This window comes from Pseudoxanthomonas sp. JC1303, assembly GCF_058448525.1.
The window spans coordinates 1,137,447-1,156,515 of sequence record NZ_CP185958.1; the positions used below are offsets into that span (position 1 = coordinate 1,137,447).

Sequence of the window (19,069 nt, forward strand, 5' to 3'; positions counted from 1 at the left end):
ACAGCTCCCGCGTCGCAATACGCAGCCGCCTGTTCCAGCGTGATCATGCTCGACAGGTGCCGCCAATCGCTCAATCGCCGCTTGGGCTCAACCGCGAATCCCTCTCACCGTGCCTGCCGGGGAGCCGCGTAGATCCCGTAGGGTCCCAGCCCTGGGAACAGAGCAGCCCGGCGCGACCTTCTCGATGCTTGCGTCGCGCCATGCGGCTTGGTCACGGTGGGTCTTGCCGAGCACGTCAATCTGGCTTGCCCAGCTTTGCCGCGGCCGGGGCGCCCTGGATCCGTGATGGACCTTGATGTTCGGCCTCGACAAAGCCCCCGCATTTTGGGCCCGGCGGGTGACCTTGATCTCGGCCGGGCGGCGCTCGCGCTCCAGCCGGATGGGGCAGTCCGTCTTCGAATGCGAACGCTCACGCCCCCTGCGCGGCATCACCCATCGTTGGCACCGCGCGACCGACACTGCCGGCATGCATGACACAACACCGCTCGCAGCACATCGGCTGCGGGCCTTCATCGCCGATACCACCGCGCTGATCGTGTTCTTCACCGCGACCGGCGTCCTCAACGAGCGTTTCGTTTCCGGGATGTCATGGGACGAAATCCTGCATGCGCGCCTGCTGGGCGCCGCACTGATGATTCCGGTGGCCAGGCCCTATGGCCTTTGGCGGGACCGCCTGATGCGGCATGCGCGGCCGTCGCGCGCATCGCAGCTGTTTTGGGACAGCCTGGCGCTGGTCAGTTTCCAGGTCCCGATCTATGCGGCCATCATCGCCGTCAGCGGGGCCTCCGGTGCCGGCCTGGTCCGCGGCGTCTTGGGCGCCACCGTGTTGATGCTGGTCACCGGACGGCCCTACGGGGCGTTCCTCAACTGGACCCGGGCGCGCTTTGGCCTGCCCCCGGGCGGCGAGAAGCCCATGAGCCTGGGCGATTGAGCGACCGGGCAGGGAGGTCGCAAGTGCGCGCGGCGCGCCAACGGCAGGGCATGACCGCTCCCATACCGCTACACGCCGGCCCCGGAAAACCGGGAGCCGGCGTCGGGAGTTCAGCGATGGGTCCTGGCCTCGTCGCGACTCTTGCCCACTGCGCTCTGGGCCTTGCCTACGCCCTTCTGCACCTTGCCCTCGACTTCCTTCCCGGTATTGCCGGTGACCTTGCCGGCCACTTCCTTGGCGGTGCCCTTGACCTGATTCTTGGCACCCTCGGTCCGATTCTTGTCCATCGTGGAGCTCCACTTCAGTTCGCCCTCAAGCGGGCCGCGCAAACGTGTACCCGCACGGGTTGGGCACGGGTGAAGAGCCCCCCAGCAAATTCACACGGCGCTTGAACGATCCCGAGGCTGCGGTGCGAGGGAACCGTGGCCTTGCGCATCACCCCATCCCACCACGCGCCGACGCGGCGGGCCGGCCAGCGCACGCCGTGGCGCACTTCGAGGCCAGCGCCCGGCCATGAACGCACTTGCACTCGGCGGCGCCGGGGCGCGCCACACCGCCAGACGCAGTCGCACCGGTGGCAGATCAGGGCCGAACCTGCGTATGAATCAGGCCTTGCGTGGCAAGCGTCAGGGTCCGGATGGACGCGAGAAATCCCATGGCGATGAGCGCGATGCGAAACCCGTCCCACGCCATCCAGCGTGCGGTCAGCGCGGCCGCATCCGCGGCGCTGGCGGTCGCCTTCCCTGTCGCGATGGCGTACTGAGCATTGATCATCGGCCAGAAGATCGTAGGCGTGATCGCCCAGATCAGGACGAAGGCGGATACGCCCACCAGCAACCAGCGACGAAGTGGTCGTGGCTGGCGCCACCCCGCGACCAGTGCACCGACCATGGTGAGCGCCATCAAGGCCGACAGCGGCTGGAAAAAGTCGCCTGGACTGACCGGATACCTGGGGCCATAAGGCAGCAGCGCGAACGACGCGGGCGGGGCGGCCCCCCAGGCGCCAGCAACGACCAGCAGGTCGAAGAGCTTCGCCCCCAGCCCGATACCCCAGGCAAGCGCGGAGGCCCACAGGAAGATTTGCATGATGCGGACGCGTGGGGACATCGTCTGGCCTCTTATGCCGTTGCTGGGACACCTTCGTCTGGACGCTCGCCCATTTGCGGGCACGCCATTCAGCTCTACAGCGAGCCTCGCGCGGGCGGACCTCCCCGACGCAACATCAGACCCAACACCGGATCGCGTGAGCCAAGCACATGACGTTCCACCGGAAACGAGGAAAAACCTGGGATCCGGTCAGGAAGCAGGAGGCCATCGACCATCCAGAGCGTGCCTTCGGCGGCCAGTGCGCGGATGCGAGCGAGCGTGGAGGCAATGGCGGCCTTGAAGCCCTTGTCGCTGTCCATCCAGGCCTGGGCGGCCTGCTCCTCCGGCCCATGGGGCACCTTGCCGCGCAGGCCCAGGTAGGCATAGAAGCGCAGCTGCAGCTGGCCCCGGTCGTCTTCCAGCAGCTCGTTGATGATGGCGCCTTCGCGTGGGCTCTTCATCTGGAAGAACGTGACCTTTTGCTGCGCCTCGAAGGTGATGATCTCGGTGATGTCATCGCCCAGGATGGTGGCCTGGCGCACCAGGTGTGAGGTGCCTTCTTCCACGATCCGGCTGTCGGCGCATTCACCGGGCGGGAAGAACAAGCCGGGGTCGCGTGCCTTGTGGACCAGCCCCTGCCAGAGCTGCTCGCGGGTCAGGGGCGCCTGGCCAGGTGGGTTGACCGGCAGGGTGGCGGTTGAATAGATCATGATGCATTCCTCGAAGTGGATAGGGTGGGTCAGGCCGCTGCAGCCACGGCAGCGGCGAGGTCGCGATAGGCGTGCAACGGCCTGCCCAGCAACGCGGTCAGCCGCTCGACATCGCCCGGCTCGGGCACCATGCCGTCGCTGACAAAGCGCTCGGCCATCTGGCGCATGTCGTAGGCCATCCAGCCAGGCATGAACTGGCGCAGGTTCTGCTCGAACTGCGCAGCGTCATCGCCGCCGTAGGCGATGGGACGCCCCAGGGCGTCCGACCAGATCCCGGCGACATCGGCGCCGGTCAGCGTGTCCGGGCCCACCAGGTTGATGCGGGTCAGGGCGGCGGTCTCTTCGGCCTGGTCGCGCGCGAGCAGTTCGAGCGCGGCGACTTCGCCGATGTCGCGTGCGTCGATCATGGCAAGCCCCTTGCTCCCGATGGGCATCGGGTAGACGCCGTGACCCAGCACCACATCCTTGATGGTCAGGTCGTTGTCCATGAAGTAGGCCGGGCGCAGGATGGTGGCGCTGAAGCCCATCTGCTCGATCATCCGCTCCACGCCGAACTTGCCGGCAAAGTGCGGGACATTCACGTAGCGGTCGCTGTGGATGACCGACAGATAGACCACCCGCTTGACGCCTGCCTCGCGGGCCACGTTGAGCGTGATCAGCGCCTGGGTGAATTCGTCGGCCACCACCGCGTTGAGCAGGAACAGCGTGGACACGCCCTGGAACGCAGCGCGCAGGGCATCGACATCCAGCAGTTCGCCCTGGGCCACCTCGACCTGGGCGGGGAGCTGCGCCGTGTCTGGATTGCGGACCAGCGCGCGCACCTTGGCGCCGCGCTGGAGAAGTTGCTGGACGACGTGCCGGCCGATGTTTCCGGTGGCGCCAGTGACGAGCATGGTCATGAGAGGACTCCTGTTGGGTTGGGAGGCCCATCGTTGTCGATCCACTCCCGGCCCGATAGCCCGTATATTTGGACCACCCGTCTCACTGGTGGAACACATGGACCTGCTCGCCCTGGCCGATTTCAACCTGGTGGCGCGCCACGGCGGCTTCGGCCGTGCCGCCCGCGCGGCCGAGCGGCCCAAGGCCACGCTTTCCCGGCGGGTGGCGGACCTGGAGGCCAGCCTGGGCGTGCGCCTGTTCGAGCGCGGCTCGCACACCTTGAAGCTGACCCAGGAGGGGCGCGCCCTGTTCGAACGCACCGAGACGCTGCTGACCGAACTGGGCGAGGCCACGACGGCCATCGCCTCGGGCGGGGCGACGCCCAGGGGCAGGTTGCGGATCAGCGCGCCGCTGCTGTTCTCGCAGCTGGCCCTGGGCAAGCTGGCGGCCGAGTTCGCGCTGCGCTACCCGCAGGTGCGTCTGGAAATCACCACCGAGGACCGGCCGGTGGACATGGTGGAGGAGGGCTACGACCTGGTGATCCGGGTCAACCCGGACCCGGATGACAGCCTGATCGGACGCATCCTGCTGCGCGATCGCCTGGTGGCCGTGGCAAGCCCGGCGCTGCCGCGTCCCGCCCCCGACGAAGCGGTCCGCGCGGTCGTGCGGGTGGCGGGCAACGCATCGGCCTGGCACCTGACCGCCGAGCAAGGCGATTGGCGCCAACCGATCGAGCCCGTCCTGCAGCTGGCCTCGCTGATCATGATCCGCGATGCGGTGCGCACCGGCGTCGGCGCAGCGGTGCTGCCCCTGTCGCTGGTGGCCCACGACCTGACGGCCGGCACGCTGGTGCGATGGGCCGATGCCAAGGTGCCGCCGATCGAGATCTGGGCGCTCTACCCCTCGCGCCGCCTGCTGAGCGCGCGGGTCAGCGCGTTCCTGGAACTGCTGAAAGCGGCGTTCCCGCTGGGAACACCGGAAGAGTTGGCCGCCTATGCCCGCGCGTGATCGCCGCCTTGGGACAAATCTCGGCGTTCAACGACAAGCGTCTCGATTGATCTGCACATCAAGCGCAACGCCAAGCCCTCTCAAGCGCGCTTGATCGCGGCACCACGTCCACCGCGCTTTGAATCGTCTCGGGGTCGCCCGCCGGATCAGCACAATTCGCGCAGCTCGGCGCGGATCCCGCCCGCGTCCAGATGCAGATAGCCCACGCTGATGGGCAGCTTGAAGCGTCTTGGCCCGGCGCTGCCCGGGTTGACATACAGCACCCCGTCGCGGGCCTGCGTCATCGGCTTGTGCGAATGACCGCTGATCACGACATCCACTCGGCGCGCCTGCGCCGCCAGCGTCTTCAGATCATGCAGCACGTGCAGGTGCACGCCGGCCATCTCGACCTCCAGCACCTCCGGCAAACCCTGGGCCCACGGTGCGGTGTCGATGTTGCCGCGGATCGCATGGACCGGAGCAAGCGCGCGCAGTGCATCGAGCACCTCCGGCTTGCCTATATCGCCGGCATGCACGATAGCGCTGCAACCGCGCATCGCCTCCAGCGCCTGCGGGCGCAGCAACCCATGGGTGTCGGAAATCAGGCCGATGCGCAGCGGCTGGAAGGCGGACATGGCTGAACTTGCAGCGGATGGGTCCCACACCCTAACCCTGCACCGGCCAAGCGGATGCGAAGCGCGCAAGGTCGCACCTGGAGCGCACCCGCGAGCCTACTTAAAATTCCCTGATCGGCCAGTGGCAGAACGCCTGTGTTTTCAGTGGTGCGTGCTCGCGTGAACTTCCCACCAGATGCGCGTCGTCCTCGCCCTCCGCATCCCAGTCCGGGAGCACAGAAGCCGGTCGTCCTGCGGCAAGTTCGTGCGTGACCAGCCAATCGGCGGCCATCAATCCCCCTTGGCCAGCGACGGCGGCCGCGAACATCGCGCCCATGTCATCTGCCTCGCGTCGGCCTGAAACACCGATCGCGCGTTTTTCCTATAGCGCTCCAGATGCCAGATCGGGTTGGTGGACATTGGAATGAATCGCAGGCCGCAGCGCCTCGCGGTCGAAGTCCCCGACCACGTGCGGCATCAACCCCTCGGCCAATCGTCGCCGCCCATCCCCCGCTCGCGACTCAGCGCGCGCTTGCTTCCTCGGGCCTGAACTTCACGATGCTGATCGCCCCCGAGGTTTCCAGGATGGCAATCTCGATCTCAGAGTCGTCGCGGCAATCGGCCTTGCGCTTGGCCACCTCGAAATCCTCGTGGCTGACGTTGCAATGCACGAGCTGCTTCCAGAAGATCTCCCCGTCACGCGCAATGATGGTGGGGGCGCCTTGGATTACCCGGTCTGCGAGTCGGCTACGGGCCGTAATGGCGCCGACCAGCCAGTTCAAGGACAGCAGCGTACCGGCCAGGATGATGCCGCCCCACAGGGAAGTGTCCTTGCCAATCAGCGAGTTCTGCACCGCCGTGCCGAGCAGCACGATCACCAGGACATCGAACGGGGCAGACTGCCCCACCGCGCGCTTGCCGCTCAGACGCGTCATGCACAGCACAATGAAATAAACCGCCGATGCGCGGAGTACGAACTCCCACCACGGCATGGCCAGGTCAGACATGTCGCTCACCGCCGCAGCATCCTTTTCTTGAAGCCGAACCTGACCGGCTCATCTCGCAAGCCGGCTCAAGCCGTCTGACGCGCCGGTCCGGAAGCACTGATGAGTCGTGCCGCCTGTTGAAGGCTGTAGGGCTTCTGGACGAAGCGAACGCAGTCAGGCAACTGCGGTAGCTGGTGGCGCGCGTGCCCGGAGGCGAGCACGATCCTCATGTCAGGCCAGCGCTGCGAGGCCACCATGCTCAATTCCGCGCCACTCATCCTCCCCGGCATATAGACGTCCGTAAACAGGACATCCACCTGCGGACCCTCCGAAAGCATGTCGAGCGCGGCCATTGCATCGGGCGCGGTCCTCACCTGCATCCCCATCTGCTTGAAGACGTCGGACATCAGTTCGCGCAGGTCGTCCTGGTCCTCGACAAACAGAACGCTTAGCGACTTTGATGCGTGTAACGTCATGGGCGGACAGGGGCTTGATGCGCCAGTCGATGACCGGACGCAGAATCGTGGGGAGTAGCAGTTATCGCAATCTGCTGAAGTGGCTGTGAAATCCACGTGCAGGGCGCTTGGCCGCTGCTATTCGAACGCCATCGTGGTCCGATAACATTCCGTCCCCTTTCATTTAGCCCACTGCGCAGACCTCATGCAACCTTCAAGTTCAAAGCGGGACGCCTGGATCTGGGCTGCTGTCGTTGCGCTGCTGCTCGTCACGATCAGTCTGGAACTCGTCACCCCGCTGGGTTACGCCATTTGGCTGCTGCACTTCATCGCGGTTGGGCTGACCAGCTTTCAGTCCCGGCCGAAGCTGCCGATCCTGGTCGCGATCATCGCCTGCGTGATGCTGGCGCTTGGCTTTTATTTCGCCCCCGAAAGCAACAGCGCCTCTTTTTCCTCTGTGAACCGGGCTTTTGCCGGGCTCTGTTGTCTCGGCATGGCCTTCATCATCATGCAAGGCATTCGGTACCGGCTTGCAGCACACGATGCACTGTGGCTGCAGGAGCGGAAGAATGCGGTCGCGCTGGCCATGCAGGGCGAGCTGACCCCAGAGCAGCTTGCGCAAGGCGCCCTGGCGCGGCTTTGCGAAGCGACCGGTGCGCAAGTCGGCGCGATCTACAGGTTGGCCGGCGAGCGGCTGATCCTCTCAGGTGGCATCGCGCTGCCCGCCGAGATCAGCCAGGACATCCCGGCCTCGCGCGGGCAACTTGGCGAAGCCTTGCGCACTCACGCGCCCAAGCGGCTGACCACCGACACCGAGTCCGGGCTGCGCATCGAAACGGCCCTGGTCGCGGCCACGCCCCGCGAGCTGCTCCTGGCGCCGCTGCTGGCGGATGACCGCGTGGTGGGCGCCATGGAACTTGGGTTCGGTCAGCCCAGCCCCTCGGCGGCGCGCAACCTGGTCCTGGTGGGACGCTGCATGGAAATCGTCGGGGTGGCGCTGCGCACGGCGCAGCTCCGTGCCGAGCTGATGGAGCTGCTGGAAGAAACCCAGCGCCAGAGCGAAGAACTCCAGGCCCAGCAGGAGGAACTGCGCGTGGCCAACGAGGAGCTGGAGGAGCAAAGCCGCAGCCTGCAGCAGTCACAAGCCAATCTGGAGCAGCAACAGACCGAGCTCGAGCAGATCAACGTGCATCTTGAAGAGCGCACCCACGAGCTCGAGTCGCAACGACGCACCCTGCTGGTTGCGCAGGAAGAGCTGGTCCGCAGCGGCAAGGAGCTGGAGGCCGCCTCGCGCTACAAGTCCGAGTTTCTGGCCAACATGTCGCACGAGCTGCGCACCCCGCTCAACAGCTCGCTGATCCTGGCCAAGCTGCTGGCGGACAATCGCGATGGCAACCTGACCGGGGAACAGGTCAAGTACGCCCACGCCATTCACTCATCCAACAACGACCTGCTGGCGCTGATCAACGACATCCTGGACCTTTCCCGCATCGAGGCAGGCCAGGTCGAGCTTGTCGAGGATCGGGTCGCGCTGACGCCCCTGCTCTCGCGACTGAGCGAGACCTTCGAGCCACTGGCCAGGCAGAAAGCGTTGCAACTGGACATCAAGGCAGACAGTGACGCCCCCGCCCACCTGACCGTGGACGCCCAGCGCCTGCAGCAGATCCTCAAGAACCTGCTTGCCAACGCCATCAAGTTCACCGAGCACGGCCAAGTGACGCTCACGGTGCTGGCGCACGGGCCGCATCGGGTCCGGTTCAGTGTGAGCGACACGGGAATCGGGATCGCCAAGGCGCAGACCGGTGTGATCTTCGAGGCGTTCCGCCAGGCCGACGGCAGCACCCAGCGTCGCTTCGGCGGCACCGGCCTGGGCCTGTCGATCTCCAGGGATCTGGCCCAACGCATGGGGGGCACCATCGAGGTCGAGAGCGAACCCGGCAGGGGCAGCGTTTTCACGCTGGAGCTGCCGGTCGCCGGTGCGCCAGCGCCGTCGGGCCAGGAGACGCCGACACCGATCGAGAGCCCCGTCCCCTCCCCGGTCGCCCAGCGCCCGGCTGCCCCACACGCGTTGGTGGCCAAGGAGGATTCTGGTCCAAGTTCCTCCGCGGGGTCGCGCTTCGATGACCGCGAGCGCAGGTCCCGGCCGGGCCGGGCCATCCTCGCGGTCGAGGACGATCCGGCGTTTGCCAAAGCCCTGGTCGACCTGGCGCACGACATGGATTTCGATTGCGTGGTCGCCGGCTCCGCGGAGGAGGCGATCGCGCTCGCTGCCGAGGTTCGGCCCAGCGGCGTCCTGCTGGATATCGGCCTGCCGGACGTTTCGGGACTGAGCGTGCTGGAACAGCTCAAGCGGGATCCTGTGACGCGGCATATCCCGGTCCATGTGGTCTCCGCGCAGGAGCGCACCCAGGTCGCCATGGAACTGGGCGCGGTGGGGTTTCTGCTCAAGCCCGCCACGCGCGAACGCCTGGTCGGTGCGATCCGTCAGCTCGAACAGACCAGCGCCCGTGCGGTGCGCCGCCTGCTGATCGTCGAGGACGACCGTAGCCTGCGTGAGAACCTGCGCCGGCTACTGGCCCATGAAGGCCTGGAGATCACGGCCATCGGCAGCATCGCCGAAGCGATGGAGCAACTGTCGGCGGTGACCTTCGACTGCATGGTGACCGACCTGGCCCTGCCCGATGGCAGCGGCTACGACCTGCTGGAGCGGATGGCCGAACGGGATTCCGGCGCTTTTCCGCCGGTCATCGTCTACACCGGGCGCGCCCTGACACGCGATGAGGAACAGCGCCTGCGTCGCTATTCCAAGAGCATCATCATCAAGGGCGCGCGCTCGCCCGAGCGCCTGCTGGACGAGGTCACCCTGTTCCTGCACAGCGTCGAGGCATCCCTGCCGAGCGATCAACAGCGACTGCTTCGAGAGGCGCGCAAGCGCGACACGGTCCTGGATGGCCGTACGATCCTCCTTGCCGAAGACGACGTCCGCAATATCTTTGCCCTCTCCAGCGTACTGGAGCCGCTCGGCGTCAAGCTCGAGATCGCACGCAACGGGCGTGAGGCGATTGAGAAACTCTCGACCCAGGACGTCGATCTTGTGTTGATGGACATCATGATGCCGGAGATGGATGGGTTGACCGCCATGCAGGAAATCAGGAAGGACCATCGGCATCGCAGCCTGCCCATCGTCGCGTTGACCGCCAAGGCCATGGCCGATGATCGCGAGCAATGCCTGGATGCGGGCGCCAACGATTACATCGCCAAGCCGATCGATGTGGAGAAGTTGATCTCACTCTGCCGGGTGTGGTGTTCCCGGCAATGAACGAGGCCGAGCTCTTCGACCTGGAGTTGAGGCTGCTGCTGGAGGCGATCTACCGCCGCTACCACTACGACTTTCGCCAGTACGCGCTCTCCTCCCTGCGCCGTCGCGTCCGCCACGCGATGACGCGCTTCGACTGCGAGCATGTCGCCGATCTTCAACGCGTCCTGCTCCACGATCCGACGACCTTCTCCCAGGCGATGCAGTACTTCACGGTGCAGGTCTCGGAGATGTTCCGCGACCCGGAGTACTTTCGCGCCCTGCGCACCGATGTGTTTCCGGTGCTGCGCACCTATCCCTCGCTCAAGCTGTGGGTCGCAGGATGCAGTACGGGCGAGGAAGTGTGGTCGCTGGCGATCGCGCTTCGGGAGGAGGGTCTGCTGGAGCGTACCCTGCTCTACGCGACGGACATCAATCCCGAGGCGCTTGCGCAGGCGGAAAGCGGCGTTTTCCCGGTCGAGCGCATTGCGATGTTCAGTCGGAATTATCTGGCTTCCGGCGGAACCGGCTCGCTGTCCGATCACTACACGACCGGATATAACGGCGCCGTTTTCGACCGCAGCCTCCGTAAGCAGATCGTGTTCGCCGATCACAGCCTGGCCACCGACAGCGTGTTCTCCGAGGTCCACCTGGTGTCCTGCCGAAACGTGCTGATCTATTTCAATCGCCAGCTCCAGGACCGCGCGATCGGGCTCTTCCACGAGGCGCTGGTCCACCGCGGCTTTCTTGGCCTAGGCAGCAAGGAGTCGCTGCAGTTCGGCAAGCACGCGGCCCTTTTCGATGTGCTGGTCCGCGAACAGCGGCTTTACCGGAAGGCCGCATCGTGAAGCCCTGCGCCGCAGACATCGACGCCATCGTGATCGGCGCGTCCGCCGGTGGCGTGATCGCACTCCAGGCGTTGCTGGGCAGCCTGCCTGCAACCCTGCGCCAGGTCGTGCTGATCGTCCTGCATCTTCCGAGGGACCGGCCCAGCCGCATCGCCGAGGTCATTGGCGCGCACTGTGCGCTGGAGGTCGCCGAGGCGCAGGACAAGCAGCCGTTGAGCGCTGGCCAGGTCCTGGTCGCGCCCCCGGATTACCACCTGCTCGTCGAGGACAGGGGCCATGTCGCGCTTTCGCTGGACGAGCCCGTCCTGTTCTCGCGGCCTGCGATCGACCCGCTCTTCGAATCGGCCGCCGGGGTCTTTGGCGAGCGGCTGTTGGGGATCCTTCTGACAGGGGCAAGCAGCGATGGCAGCGCCGGGGTCGCCGCAGTGCGCGAAGCGGGTGGCACCATCTGGATCCAGTGCCCGGCCGACGCAGCTTCCCCGCTCATGCCCGCCTCCGCGCTGGCGCGCGCTGGCGCAGACGCCACCCTTTCCCTCTCGCAGATCTGCGAGCGCCTGACGGGTCTTTCATGATGAATCTCGTTTCTTCGCACCAGGACACCTTGGAATCGGAACCGATCAACCTACTGATCGTCGATGACATCCAGGAAAACCTGACCGCCATGGAGGCCTTGCTGCGCGAGCCGCACCTCAACCTCCTGTGCGCCTCCTCCGGCGCGCAGGCGCTGGAACTGTTGCTGGACAACGAGGTGGCCCTGGCGCTTCTGGATGTCCACATGCCGGAGATGGACGGATTCACCCTGGCCGAGCTGATGCGCGGCAGCCAGCGCACCCGGCATGTGCCCATCATCTTTCTCACCGCCTCCCCCAGCGATCCATTGCGGGCGTTCAAGGGCTATGAGGCTGGCGCGGTCGACTTCCTGCACAAGCCGATCGAGCCCCGGGTGATCGCAGGAAAGGTCAAGGTCTTTGTCGAACTCTATGCCCAGCGCCGACTGCTCGCGCGACGCAATGCCGAGCTGGAACGCGCGCTGGAACTCAACGAAACGATGAGTGCGGTATTGACGCACGACCTGCGCACGCCCCTGTCGGTGGTCACGCTGTGCGCGGAAAAGCTCGCCATGGAGCTTCCGGACGATGCCGCCGCCAGGCGCACGCTGGGGTATCTGGAAAGCAGCGGGCGACGCATGGCGCGCATGGTCACCCAGCTGCTCGATTTCTCACGGATCCGCAGTGGCGGGCTGCGCCTGACCTTCGTCCGCCAGGACGTGGCCGCCGTCGCCGAGGCGATCTTGGCGGAGTTTCACCAAACCAAGCCGGATGCCCAGCTCGTGCTCGAGTGCACCGGCGACACCAAGGCGGACATCGATGCGGATCGCGTGACGCAGATCCTTTCGAACCTGTTGGGCAATGCCATCGAACACGGCGGCACCGAACCTGTGGTCGTGCGGCTGGACGGGACCGACGATGCGACGCTTCGTCTGCTGGTCAGCAATGCCGGGGCGATTCCAGGCGACCTGCTTCCCCGTCTGTTCGAGCCATTCAAAGGGCGATTCAGTGCAAGCAGCGGCCTGGGGCTGGGGCTGTACATCGCCGACCAGTTCACACGCGCGCACGGTGGCACCCTTGGCGCCCGGAATGAACAGGGCAGGGTCGTGCTGGAGGCGCGGATCTCTCGCCGGAATCGCTGAGCGCGCGCAGCGATGCGTCGCGGCGTGCCAAGGGACGCCGCGGGAGCGCCTGGGCCAGTGCCCGGCACATCGGCGCGCCCTGATTCAGCGCGTAACGGCGCGCAAGCACGGCCGCCTACGGATTGGACTCGGCATTTTTTTGACGGCGAGTCTGCGCGGCTTGCAGACCGCGATGTTGCGCCCGGCAATCCGACGGCGATTGCGTACGCCGACGCAAAACCCGCACGTTGTCTCTCCGCGCGTTCTTGGATACTCGATGTGTTCAGCGTGTTCAGCTGAGCGATTTTGCGGAGCGGGTTGTGTGAACCCGGAAAAGGGCCTCGGCGATTGAATCGCTGCGTCGGCAATCCAAAGCGGCCCATCCCGACATCGCGCGTCATTGACTGACCATGCCGCCTGGGTTGCGCCTGACGGGCGCCGCTGACATCGCGCGCTTCCGTGGCAGGCTGGCCTTCGCTGAACCAGCGCCGGTCGACAGGCGCGCGGCCACTCAAGCCCTGCAGGACGATTCCGATAACGGAAGAACGCGTTTGGAGACGAACGCGCAAACCACCGAAGGACTGGCACATAAATTGCTGCCAAGCACCGGTTGCCCAAGGACGCCTGCCATGCCCACCAAAGAAGCTGAACGCCTGGCGCTGATCCGGAGTCTGAACGTCCTGGGTCTAGAAGACGCCCCTTCGCTCACCCGCATCACCAAGCTGGTCAGCCAGCTGTTCGATGTGCCCACCGTGCTGATTTCCATTGTCGGTGAACACGACCAGCACTTCCTCGGCCGCCATGGGTTCAGCGTAAATCAGACCGAGCGAAGCGTTTCGGTCTGCGCGCACGCGATCGAGCAACGGGGTGTGTTTGAGGTCTGCGACCTGACGGTGGATTCGCGCTTTTCCCGCAATCGGCTCGTGGTGGAGGAACCCAGGTTGCGGTTCTATGCCGGCGCGCCCCTGGTGACCAGCCATGGCATCGCGATCGGGACGCTGTGCCTCATCGATTACAAGCCGCGCAGGCTCACCGGGGTCCAGCATGAACAGCTGGAAGCCTTCGCTGCGATGGTGGTCGACCAGATTGCGCTGTTGAGCTCGGTGGGCCGTCGCGACGCGGTCAGCGGCTACCCCAATCGGCAGCAGTTCTCCATCGACCTGCGCGCCCAGGTGGACGCGGCGCCGGACAGCGAATTCCAGCTGGCGCTGGCGGACATCTTCGACATCCATAGTGCGCATCGCCTGGGGCAGACGCTGGGCATGCGTCCGGTGGAATCGATCATCCGCCAGGTCGGCAGCAGGATCGCCGCCCAGCTCCCCCATCAGTCGCTGCTCTACCATGTCGGTGTCACGCGCTATGCGTTTCTCCTGACCGACCAGGACGCGCAGGCGACGGCGGCGCTGCTGGAGGCGGTACGCAACGTCGCCACCCTGCCGGTCCATGTCGACGGGCTTGTCCTGCAACCGATGTGCCATGGAGGCCTGGCCACCTTTCATGCTGAAGGCGCGCCAGATGCGCTGCGGCGCGCCATCGTGGCCATGCACGAGGCGGTCGAGACACGACGCCCCTGGGTCCGCTATACCGCGTCGCGTGACGAGCGCCTGCAACGTGAGTACAAGATCGCCGGCGGCATCTGCTCGGCCATGCGCAACAACGAGCTCTATCTGCTCTACCAGCCGCGGCTTGCGCTGCCGTCGGGCGAGATGACGGGCGTGGAAGCGCTGTTGCGCTGGAATCATCCCGAACTGGGGCAGCTCTCTCCGGCCGAATTCATCCCTGTCCTTGAGCGGACCGCGGCAATGCCCGCCGTCACCGATTGGGTGCTTCATGCGGCATTAGAACAGTGCCGGGCCTGGGGAGCGCGCCTGGCCGACGCCACGATCTCGGTCAATTTCTCCGCGAGCGACTTCCAGGACGGACGCGTGCCCGAGCGCGTCCTGGCGGCGCTTGGCCGCAGTGGAATCGCCGCGGATCGCCTGGAGGTCGAGGTGACCGAAGGACTTTGGCTGGAGAATCTCCCAGCGGCGGCGGCGCAGATGGAGGCGCTGCGGGAGATGGGGGTCAGGATCTCGATCGATGACTTTGGCGCCGGCTATAGCAATTTCGCTTACCTGCACAGCCTGCCGATCGACACGATCAAGCTGGATCGAAGCCTGATCTCTGGATTCGAGCGATCGACCATCCGCCGGGGCGTGGTGAAGACCATCATCTCGCTGTGTCACCAGCTGAGCTGGCGCGTGGTCGCCGAGGGCGTCGAGCAGCTGGCGGAAGCCGAGCTATTGGCCACGTGCGGCTGCGACGAGGTCCAGGGCTATTACTTTTCCGTGCCCCTCGATGCGGACCAGTTGATGCGAGGGCCGCTGCCGCACGACGCGATGCCGGCCATCACCTCGCTCGCATCGTGACGATCGCCGCACGCACCGGTTGGACTGACGGATTCCCGGAACAGGCGCGATAGAGCGTAAATCTGTTTAGGCGAGCTCAATCTCGGTGTCAGCGCAGCGCGAGTGGCGCATCCTTTGTGTTCAAGGCGATTTGCAGCAGCTGTTTTCCAGGCCCTTCAAGCCACGCGTCGAAGCTCAGAAGCGGTCCGAATTCTTCAACCAGCGCTGCGATGTTGGCGTTGCCCGCAAGCCGTCCGTCGTCGAAGAGCTCGGCGAGCCGTCCCAGGAAGCGATTTTCCTTGAGCAAGGCCTCAGGAAACCGCTGATAGGCAATGGGATATCCCACGGCGCGGCTGAGGCTGTCCTGTAACCCTTGCCCGGTGATGGCATCGCCTGCGATCTCGAAAGTGCACCCCGCGTAACGCTCCGGCTTGGAGAAGATCTGGGCGGTGATCTTGCCGATGTCCTGTACCGCGATGACCTGGCCCGTCTGATCGGGCCTGAGAAACGAGGTGTAGGAGCCCTGTTCGAGCCCCATGCTTGGCAGCATCAGCAACTCCATGAAGCCTGCTGGCCGCACGATGGTGCTGGTCAGCGCAAGCGCGCGGATGTGGGCTTCGATTGCGGATTTGGAGTCGAAGTGCCCCATCCCCGTCGGGGTGTCGCCAGCAGCATTGACCGAGGTATAGACCAGGTGCTGCACGCCAAGCTCCACGGCCAGGTCGGCGATCGTGCAGCCATATCGGACTTCCTGCTCATCGGTGACGCCATAGGCCGCGCCCTGGCCAGAGCTGGGCTGCACGCTGAAGACGCCATGGACGCCCGCCATGGCCCGGCGGATCGAGGCCGCATCGGACAGGTCGCCCGAGCGGAGTTCCACCCCAGCACCGGACAGCGCCCTGGAGCGGTCGCTGTTCGGATCACGGACGAGCGCACGCACGCCCCATCCCGATCTCAGTAATGCGTTGGCCACCGCCCGGCCCTGTTGCCCCGTGGCACCGAACACCAGAACGGTACGGCCCGAAGGATCGAGTGGCGTGGCGGAAGTTGCATTGAAGGGAAGTGCCGTCATGGTGGACCTCGTGGGAGATGAGGCACCTCATGGTATACAGATACTACCTACAAGCAATTGCGCACCTTGGGGCTACCAGGTAGCGCGGAGTATCCCTATGGCGCATCCCGGTGACGACGCACTTGAAGTCAATCGCTTGGTGCTCGAAGAGATCACCACCAAGTGGTCGCTGCCTGTCCTGGCATGTCTGTGCAGTGGTCCACTGCGCTTTAATGCACTCAGGCGCGCCATTCCCAAGGCGACGCAAAAAGCGCTGACCCAATGCCTGCGACGCCTGGAAGCCAGCGGCTTCATCACGCGCACCCTCGTCAGCACCTCGCCAGTGGCCGTGGTCTATGAGATCTCGGCACTGGGACGGTCCTTGGAACCCCACCTGCGCGCGCTCCTGGGCTGGGCCGATGAGAACCGCGAAGCAGTCCTGGCGGCCAAGCGATCGAGCCAGTCGCAGAAGATTTCATGAAGTGAGCCTCTTCGATCACGCTGTGCCGATGCCTTAAGTAAGGTGCGACCTGATGCGTCGGGTGGGGCGGGGTTGGCTCCGTCCCGCTGTCGCGACGCGCTTTAGCCCGCGACTTTCGGTGGACCGCGGCTATCGCGCATCGTCTTACTCAGACCCTGACCGAAGCAGCCTGTATCACGTTGGCGCCAACGCCTACGCGTATCGCCTGCGGCAATTGGCAAATGGATGGCGCTGACGCTGTGAACGTGAGGAGCCCGATCGCCTGCTCCTGTTCCCTCGTAGGGAAGCTTGGCCGGCATGGGGTGTCCGGCGTTAGTGGGAGCGTCTCTGGAACGTCCGAATCCGGGTCATACATTCCCTGCTTTCGCTATGCCGCTGGAGAAAACGTCCGGCACTGCAACACCCGAGTTGGGCGGTCTTACGGTCCTTCCAGTCGTTCCCACGGGGGCGGGTCGCCCAGCTGGGCGGTCAGGAATTCGACGAAGCGCCGCACCCGCGGCGGCTGCAGCCGCGCCGGGGTCACGGCGCTGATGTGAGTGGCCGGTGGGCGCCAGTCTGGCAGCACGGCGACCATGCGCCCGGCACGCAGGTCGGCGGCCACGTGCCACAGCGAGTGCACGGCGATGCCCTGGCCGGCCAGCACGGCCTCGCGCAGGACCTCACCGAAGTTGCTCTCGAAGCGGCTGGCCATGCGCACCCGCACGCTCTGGCCGTCCGGGCCGATCAGGGTCCAGACGTCCTGGCGGCCGTCGCGGCCCATCAGCAGCACGCCGTCGCGGGTCGCCAGGTCGGCCGGCGTCTTCGGCGTGCCCATCCGGCGCAGGTAATCCGGCGAGGCGCACAGCACCCGCGCGTTGGAGGCCAGGCTGCGGGCGTAGAGCCCCGAATCGGCCAGCGGGCCGATGCGGATGGCCAGGTCGAAGCCTTCCTTCACCAGGTCCACCAGGTGGTCGCTCAAGTGCGCGCTGACGCGCAGCCTGGGATGCAGGCGCTGGAACTCCGGCAGCAGTGGCGCGATGTAGAGCATGCCGAACGACGCCGACAGGGTGACGCGCAAGGTGCCCGAGACCTGCTGGGCGCTTTCGCGCAGGTCCTCGCCCAGGGCCTCCAGGTCGCGGACCAGCACGCGGCCGCGCTCGGCCAGGGCCTGGCCCTCGGGCGTGGGATGCAGGCGCCGCGTGGTCCGGTGCAGCAGGCGCACGTCCAGTTCGCGCTCCAGGCGCTTGAGCCGCTGGCTGGCCACGGCAGGCGAGAGGTCCAACTGGCGGGCGGCGGCACTGATCGAGCCCAGGTCCAGCACCCGCAGGAACAAGGCGATGTCGCCGACGCGATCCATGGCCATTCTCAATGAAATCTTGAAGGTGATTCAGCATAACAGCGGTTTTTCTTGCGCGGCCTTGGGCGCAGGCTGTGGCGTCCTCCTTCCAGCCAAGGCGCCCCCATGCCGGCCTCCCCCTCTTCTTCGCGCATGCCACTGGCGGTCTATGCCCTGACCGCCGGTGCCTTCGGCATCGGCACGACCGAATTCGTGATCATGGGCCTGCTGACGCAGGTCGCCGCCGACCTGCACGTGGGCATTGCCAGCGCCGGGCTGCTGATCTCCGGCTACGCGCTGGGCGTGTTCGTCGGCGCGCCGGTGCTGACCGCCGCCACCGCGCGCATGCCGCGCAAGGCGGTGCTGGTGGCGCTGATGGTGGTCTTTACGGTGGGCAACCTGGCCTGCGCGCTCGCCCCGAACTACGCCCTGCTGATGGCAGCGCGCGTGGTCACCGCACTGGCGCACGGCACGTTCTTCGGCGTGGGCGCGGTGGTGGCGACCTCGCTGGTGGCCGAAGCGCGCAAGGCCTCGGCGATCTCGATCATGTTCACCGGCCTGACCGTGGCCACGCTGCTGGGCGTGCCGGCCGGCGCGTGGCTGGGGCTGCACCATGGATGGCGGGCGACGTTCTGGGCGGTGGCGTTGATCGGCGTGGTGGCCACGCTGGTGATCGCGACCCTGGTGCCACACGATCGCAATGCGCCGACGCCGGGTTCGCTGCGCGAGGAGGCCGCGGCCGTGCTGCGCGCGCCGGTCCTGCTGGGCCTGCTCATGACCGTGCTGGGGTTCGGCGGGATGTTCACCGTCTACACCTACATCCAGCCCTTGCTGACCCAGGTGACGGGCTTTGGCGAGGCAGCGGTCTCGCCGATCCTGCTGGTGTTCGGCGTGGGCATGATCGTGGGCAACCTGGTGGGTGGGCGCCTGGCCGACCGCAGCCTGCGTCCCGCGCTGCTGGGCACACTGCTGGCGCTGGCCGTGGCGATGGCGCTCATGGGCATCGCCCTGCACAGCCGCTGGGCGATGGTGCTGCTGACCGGCCTGCTGGGCGCGGCGGCCTTCGCCACCGTGTCGCCGCTGCAGCTGTGGGTCCTGCAGAAGGCGCGCGGCGCGCAGAGCCTGGCGTCGAGCCTGAACATCGGCGCGTTCAACCTGGGCAATGCGCTAGGCGCCTGGCTCGGTGGCATGGCGCTCGCGCGCGGCGCCGGCCTGACCACGCTGCCGTGGATCGGCACGCTGGTGCCGCTGTCGGCGCTGGTCGTGGCGGCCTGGGCCTTGCGCCTGGAAACACGCGCCTCGGCCAAGGCCATCGCCTGCCCACAACGGCTCGAAGGCGAGCAGGCCGGCTGAGCCCGGCAACCCCATTCCCCCT

At 66.2% G+C, this 19,069-nt stretch carries 19 protein-coding genes; 9 read left to right on the plus strand and 10 right to left on the minus strand.

Annotated features, from left to right (window positions below; all coding sequences use genetic code 11):
- Positions 1-295: 295 nt before the first annotated feature.
- Positions 296-931: an L-alanine exporter AlaE gene (gene alaE, locus ACORQU_RS05110; RefSeq protein ID WP_491643769.1), complete on the plus strand. Its 636-nt coding sequence runs from the start codon at positions 296-298 to the stop codon at positions 929-931.
- 110 nt (positions 932-1,041) lie between these two features.
- Here alaE and ACORQU_RS05115 read toward each other — a convergent pair whose 3' ends face one another.
- The 4 genes from ACORQU_RS05115 to ACORQU_RS05130 all read right to left on the minus strand — a co-directional run bounded on the left by ACORQU_RS05115 (position 1,042) and on the right by ACORQU_RS05130 (position 3,626).
- Entirely contained in the window at positions 1,042-1,218 is a 177-nt protein-coding gene (locus tag ACORQU_RS05115) for a CsbD family protein (protein WP_271648452.1), read from the minus strand.
- A gap of 295 nt (positions 1,219-1,513) precedes the next feature.
- Positions 1,514-2,038: an anthrone oxygenase family protein gene (locus tag ACORQU_RS05120; protein ID WP_491643770.1), complete on the minus strand. Its 525-nt coding sequence runs from the start codon at positions 2,036-2,038 to the stop codon at positions 1,514-1,516.
- A gap of 74 nt (positions 2,039-2,112) precedes the next feature.
- Positions 2,113-2,727: an AtaL-like protein gene (locus ACORQU_RS05125; protein ID WP_491643771.1), complete on the minus strand. Its 615-nt coding sequence runs from the start codon at positions 2,725-2,727 to the stop codon at positions 2,113-2,115.
- A gap of 29 nt (positions 2,728-2,756) precedes the next feature.
- Complete coding sequence (locus ACORQU_RS05130; RefSeq protein ID WP_491643772.1) at positions 2,757-3,626, minus strand: SDR family oxidoreductase; 870 nt, start codon at positions 3,624-3,626, stop codon at positions 2,757-2,759.
- 97 nt (positions 3,627-3,723) lie between these two features.
- Here ACORQU_RS05130 and ACORQU_RS05135 point away from each other — a divergent pair, with 97 nt between their 5' ends.
- Complete coding sequence (locus tag ACORQU_RS05135; RefSeq protein ID WP_491643773.1) at positions 3,724-4,614, plus strand: LysR family transcriptional regulator; 891 nt, start codon at positions 3,724-3,726, stop codon at positions 4,612-4,614.
- A 146-nt stretch (positions 4,615-4,760) separates the two neighbouring features.
- Here the strand turns inward: ACORQU_RS05135 and ACORQU_RS05140 are convergent, their stop codons facing one another.
- From ACORQU_RS05140 to ACORQU_RS05155, 4 genes are all read right to left on the minus strand, one after another.
- On the minus strand, positions 4,761-5,228 hold the full coding sequence (locus ACORQU_RS05140; protein WP_491643774.1) for a metallophosphoesterase family protein: 468 nt from the start codon (positions 5,226-5,228) through the stop codon (positions 4,761-4,763).
- Between the two features lie 100 nt (positions 5,229-5,328).
- Positions 5,329-5,544, minus strand: a complete 216-nt coding sequence (locus ACORQU_RS05145) for a hypothetical protein (protein ID WP_491643775.1) — start codon at positions 5,542-5,544, stop codon at positions 5,329-5,331.
- Between the two features lie 184 nt (positions 5,545-5,728).
- Positions 5,729-6,214, minus strand: a complete 486-nt coding sequence (locus ACORQU_RS05150) for a DUF421 domain-containing protein (RefSeq protein ID WP_491644967.1) — start codon at positions 6,212-6,214, stop codon at positions 5,729-5,731.
- 65 nt (positions 6,215-6,279) lie between these two features.
- Positions 6,280-6,669, minus strand: a complete 390-nt coding sequence (locus ACORQU_RS05155) for a response regulator (RefSeq protein ID WP_491643776.1) — start codon at positions 6,667-6,669, stop codon at positions 6,280-6,282.
- Positions 6,670-6,853: 184 nt separating this feature from the next.
- Between ACORQU_RS05155 and ACORQU_RS05160 the strand changes: the two genes are divergently transcribed.
- From ACORQU_RS05160 to ACORQU_RS05180, 5 genes are all read left to right on the plus strand, one after another.
- Entirely contained in the window at positions 6,854-9,967 is a 3,114-nt protein-coding gene (locus ACORQU_RS05160; protein WP_491643777.1) for a response regulator, read from the plus strand.
- On the plus strand, positions 9,940-10,791 hold the full coding sequence (locus ACORQU_RS05165) for a CheR family methyltransferase (RefSeq protein ID WP_491644968.1): 852 nt from the start codon (positions 9,940-9,942) through the stop codon (positions 10,789-10,791). The genes ACORQU_RS05160 and ACORQU_RS05165 overlap by 28 nt, the downstream gene beginning before the upstream one ends.
- Positions 10,785-11,363 carry a chemotaxis protein CheB gene (locus tag ACORQU_RS05170; protein ID WP_491644970.1) on the plus strand — a complete coding sequence of 193 codons (579 nt, stop codon included), beginning with the start codon at positions 10,785-10,787 and terminating at the stop codon, positions 11,361-11,363. Before ACORQU_RS05165 ends, ACORQU_RS05170 begins: the two co-directional genes overlap by 7 nt.
- The gene (locus ACORQU_RS05175; protein WP_491644971.1) at positions 11,363-12,481 is read left to right on the plus strand and encodes a hybrid sensor histidine kinase/response regulator; all 1,119 of its coding nucleotides are present in this window, start codon (positions 11,363-11,365) and stop codon (positions 12,479-12,481) included. The genes ACORQU_RS05170 and ACORQU_RS05175 overlap by 1 nt, the downstream gene beginning before the upstream one ends.
- 389 nt (positions 12,482-12,870) lie before the next feature.
- Positions 12,871-14,868, plus strand: a complete 1,998-nt coding sequence (locus ACORQU_RS05180; protein WP_491643778.1) for a putative bifunctional diguanylate cyclase/phosphodiesterase — start codon at positions 12,871-12,873, stop codon at positions 14,866-14,868.
- Positions 14,869-14,956: 88 nt separating this feature from the next.
- Here ACORQU_RS05180 and ACORQU_RS05185 read toward each other — a convergent pair whose 3' ends face one another.
- Positions 14,957-15,919, minus strand: a complete 963-nt coding sequence (locus ACORQU_RS05185; protein WP_491643779.1) for an NmrA/HSCARG family protein — start codon at positions 15,917-15,919, stop codon at positions 14,957-14,959.
- 97 nt (positions 15,920-16,016) lie between these two features.
- Here ACORQU_RS05185 and ACORQU_RS05190 point away from each other — a divergent pair, with 97 nt between their 5' ends.
- Positions 16,017-16,379 (plus strand): winged helix-turn-helix transcriptional regulator, encoded by a 363-nt coding sequence (locus tag ACORQU_RS05190; RefSeq protein WP_491643780.1) that lies wholly within the window; start codon positions 16,017-16,019, stop codon positions 16,377-16,379.
- A 418-nt stretch (positions 16,380-16,797) separates the two neighbouring features.
- On the opposite strand, the gene ACORQU_RS05195 is transcribed toward ACORQU_RS05190, so the two are convergent.
- On the minus strand, positions 16,798-17,715 hold the full coding sequence (locus ACORQU_RS05195) for a LysR family transcriptional regulator (protein ID WP_491643781.1): 918 nt from the start codon (positions 17,713-17,715) through the stop codon (positions 16,798-16,800).
- 105 nt (positions 17,716-17,820) lie between these two features.
- Between ACORQU_RS05195 and ACORQU_RS05200 the strand changes: the two genes are divergently transcribed.
- Positions 17,821-19,047: an MFS transporter gene (locus ACORQU_RS05200; RefSeq protein WP_491643782.1), complete on the plus strand. Its 1,227-nt coding sequence runs from the start codon at positions 17,821-17,823 to the stop codon at positions 19,045-19,047.
- The last annotated feature ends 22 nt before the right edge of the window (positions 19,048-19,069 follow it).